This window comes from Pseudomonas sp. GW821-FHT01D09, from assembly GCF_059422465.1.
In genome coordinates this window covers 1-3254 of record NZ_JBWKWY010000068.1, presented here as the reverse complement: position 1 = coordinate 3254, position 3254 = coordinate 1, and the positions used below count along the sequence as shown (strand labels likewise).

Annotated in this window: 4 protein-coding genes; 1 reads left to right on the top strand and 3 read right to left on the bottom strand. The window is 62.5% G+C overall.

Going from position 1 to position 3254, the window contains the following annotated elements:
- Positions 1–90 precede the first annotated feature (90 nt).
- Complete coding sequence (locus AC07W7_RS27095) at positions 91–570, bottom strand: Lrp/AsnC family transcriptional regulator (RefSeq protein WP_003176264.1); 480 nt, start codon at positions 568–570, stop codon at positions 91–93.
- 406 nt (positions 571–976) lie between these two features.
- Between AC07W7_RS27095 and AC07W7_RS27090 the strand changes: the two genes are divergently transcribed.
- Positions 977–1795, top strand: a complete 819-nt coding sequence (locus AC07W7_RS27090) for a DUF6515 family protein (protein WP_495040459.1) — start codon at positions 977–979, stop codon at positions 1793–1795.
- Here AC07W7_RS27090 and AC07W7_RS27085 read toward each other — a convergent pair.
- Together AC07W7_RS27085 and pmcY are read right to left on the bottom strand one after the other, a co-directional pair.
- Positions 1792–2685 carry a cation diffusion facilitator family transporter gene (locus tag AC07W7_RS27085; RefSeq protein ID WP_495040458.1) on the bottom strand — a complete coding sequence of 298 codons (894 nt, stop codon included), beginning with the start codon at positions 2683–2685 and terminating at the stop codon, positions 1792–1794. The two genes, AC07W7_RS27090 and AC07W7_RS27085, sit on opposite strands and share 4 nt — an antisense overlap.
- A 15-nt stretch (positions 2686–2700) precedes the next feature.
- Positions 2701–3120, bottom strand: coding sequence for a periplasmic Zn2+ metallochaperone PmcY (pmcY, locus tag AC07W7_RS27080; RefSeq protein WP_169901422.1), 420 nt, complete (start codon positions 3118–3120; stop codon positions 2701–2703).
- Positions 3121–3254 lie beyond the last annotated feature (134 nt).

Sequence of the window (3254 nt, the reverse complement as noted above, 5' to 3'; positions counted from 1 at the left end):
CGCGATAGCGGTGTGCCTGTCGCCGAATGCATTGACTGACACACCGCTATCGCGAGCAAGCCCGCTCCCACATGGGGTTGGTGGTGAGTCTTAGGTGCGCAGGTGAGTCAACGGCAACTCGGTGCTGTTGAGCACCTGGTTGAGCACAAAGCTTGAGCGCACGCTGGTCACGCCCTCAATCCGGGTCAGGTGGCCCAATAGCAGTTTTTGATAGTGATCCATATCCGGCACCACCACCTTCAACTGATAGTCGGCATCCATCCCGGTGACCAGGCTGCATTCGAGCACTTGCGGCAAGGTGCGTATCGCCGCTTCAAAGTTCTCGAAACGCTCGGGCGTGTGTCGGTCCATGCCGATCAATACGTAGGCCGTGAGGCTCAGGCCGAGCATCTTGCGGTCGAGCAGGGCGACCTGGCGCGAGATATAGCCGTCGTCCTCCAATTGCTTGACCCGGCGCGAGCAGGGTGACGGCGACAGGCCGATCCGCTCGGCCAGCTCCTGGTTGGAGATCCTCGCGTCGCGCTGTAATTCCGCCAAAATACTCAGGTCGTATCGGTCAAGTTTGCTCATGGGGCTGGCCTTTGTCGTAACTATTGCTGCGAATTATCTATCCAGGGTTAAAAATTGCGCAAGCACTGTTTATTGACGCAATCTTCGCAATCATCTGCCGGCGCCTCACGCCTATGATTACCAACAGAATCACTGCCCGGACATAGAGTCCACTGCAGCCCGCCCAACCAGGCCGGCTGCGGCCCGCCAACCCCACCGGGTTGCGCCGGCCCCCGGGCTGCACACTGTCCACAAGACGGCGTGAGGTGAGCCAACGTTAAAAGCGTTGAGCCAGGACGAAGTTCTCAAGGGGCGACCGACGGGTCGCCCCTTTTCTTTTGCCGGCGAAAATTGTCCGGGCGGCTGATAACCTGTTGCAGAACTTTCCAGTCTTATGCATAGGCCCTAATCCGCAGTGAGGAATAGCATGAAGCCCATCTGGCGTTTGGCAGGTGCAGGTGTGTTGATGGTTACCTTGGGCACACCGGTGATGGCCGACGAACGTGGCCATTCAGCGCAGGCGGGGAGCAGTCTGCCGATCCAGGCCCGGCCCGACTCCGTGGGCCAGACCCAGGAGCCGCGCCAGGGCAACTACCGTGATATTCCCCGGCGCAATGATGGCAACCCGCATTGGCCAGCCGATGGCCCTGGCTACAATGGCCGCCCCGATGACAACCGCTGGCCGGGTCGCCCCGATGGGCATGGCAATGGCTGGGGCCCCGGCCCGCAGTATCGCCCCGGCTACACGGTAGACCGCTTCCCTGAGCGTCATGACCGCGTGCCCTATCGTGGCCAGGATTACTTCTTCGCGGGCGGCTATTGGTACCGGCCCCAGGGTCCGCGTTATGTGGTGGTCACGCCGCCCTATGGGATCGGCGTGCATGACCTGCCGGACTATGCGCGGGAAGTATGGGTGGGCAACACGCTGTTTTTCCTCGCCGCTGGCGCCTACTACAGCTACGAGGCCAGCACCCGGCAGTACGTGGTGGTACAACCGCCGGTGGCCAGCCTGCCGCCACCGTCGGCGCCCCAGGGCAATGGCTATGACGTGGTGGCCTATCCCGCCAACGGCCAATCGCCTGCCCAGGTGCAGCAGGATGGCTACGATTGCTATCGCTGGGCGGTGCAGCAGAGTGGCTTCGACCCCCAGACCGGCACCTACGCGCCGGCGCCGGCGGTGGTGCAAACCTACCGCCAGGCCCAGGGCAACTGCCTGGGCAGTCGCGGGTATCAGGTGACCTACTAGGTCTTGTGGCCCGTGACCACTTCCTGTGGGTCGGCGTGCACCAGCACTTCGGCCCGTGGGTAGGCCTGATGGATGGCATCGGCGGCCTGGTCGCTGATGCCGTGGGCCACCGAAAGGCTCAACTCCCCCGGTAACTCCAGGTGCAACTGCACAAACCAGTGGTTGCCGGAAATCCGCGTGCGCAAATCATGGGCACCCAGTACGCCGGGCACGCTACAGGCCAGCTCCAGCATGTGCTGGCTGACTTCGGCTGGCAGCTCCTCGTCCATCAGCACCGCAAAACTTTCCCGGGCAATCTGGATCGCGCTCCACAAGATGTAGGCGGCAATCCCCAGGCCAAACCAGGCATCGACTTGATGCAAGCCGAAGGCCGCCAGCACCAGGGCCAATAGAATGCTGCCATTGAGCAACAGGTCCGAACGGTAATGCAGCGAGTCGGCGCGCACGGCGTTCGAGCCGGTTTCGCGGATCACCCGGTGTTGCAGGGTCAACAGTGCCACGGTCAGCGCCAGCGACAGCACAATCACCGCGATACTCAGCCAGGGCGCGCCCACCGGTTCCGGGTGTAGCAGGCGCTGGTACGCCTGGAAGGCAATCAACACCGCGCTGCCGGCGATAAACAGCGCCTGGGCCATACCCGCCAGGGATTCCGCCTTGCCATGCCCGTAACGGTGATCGTCATCCGCCGGGCGCAGCGCGTAATGCACCGCCAGCAGGTTGAGCAGCGACGTCACGCCGTCGAGCAGCGAGTCGGTCAGCCCGGCGAGCATGCTTACCGAACCACTGAACCACCAGGCGACGGCCTTGCCGATAATCAGGATACTGGCCACGCCGACCGAGGCGCGGGTCGCCAGGCGCAAGAGCCGGGCGTGTTCGGTGCAGGTGCTCATGGGGCAATCGAATCCTTACGCAGCAGGTTGCAGACCGAGCATGGCCAGTTGCTGCACGCTGCCCTTGAACTGGATCAGGCGCGGGTCGTCCAGCGGCAGGCTGCGGCCGGTCTCGTGCTCGATGATGGTTTGCAGCTTGGTGTTGTCCACCTTGCCGTCGGCGCCGATGGCTTGCTGCAGCTTCTCGGGGGCCACTTGTGCGCTCTTGCCGGGCTCGAAATAAATGGCGCCGGTGGCGAAATCGACACCGAAGGCGATCAGACCGGGGATCACATAGAACAGCAGGCCGACCGCATCGAGCACGGCAATCGCCGGGTCGATCTTGCCGTCGATCTGGCCACGGCGATCAGGATAGAAAATCGAACCGCAGGCTGTCAGCTGGCTCAACAGGGTGACGGCCAGAACACCGCCGATAACACGGGAAGCAATACGCATAGGACTCTCCTGAACACTTGTAGGGTGTGACTATAAAGCAGATCTACCGCGCTCCACCTACCTAATGTGGGAGCTGGCTTGCCTGCGATAGCGCCGGGTCAGTTAACCGATATTTGACTGACCCAGCGCTATCG

Coding starts and splice junctions, on each gene's coding strand:
- AC07W7_RS27090 (WP_495040459.1), top strand. CDS start 977: ATGAAGCCCATCTGGCGTTTGGCAGGTGCAGGTGTGTTGATGGTTACC.
- AC07W7_RS27085 (WP_495040458.1), bottom strand. CDS start 2,685: ATGAGCACCTGCACCGAACACGCCCGGCTCTTGCGCCTGGCGACCCGC.
- AC07W7_RS27095 (WP_003176264.1), bottom strand. CDS start 570: ATGAGCAAACTTGACCGATACGACCTGAGTATTTTGGCGGAATTACAG.
- pmcY (WP_169901422.1), bottom strand. CDS start 3,120: ATGCGTATTGCTTCCCGTGTTATCGGCGGTGTTCTGGCCGTCACCCTG.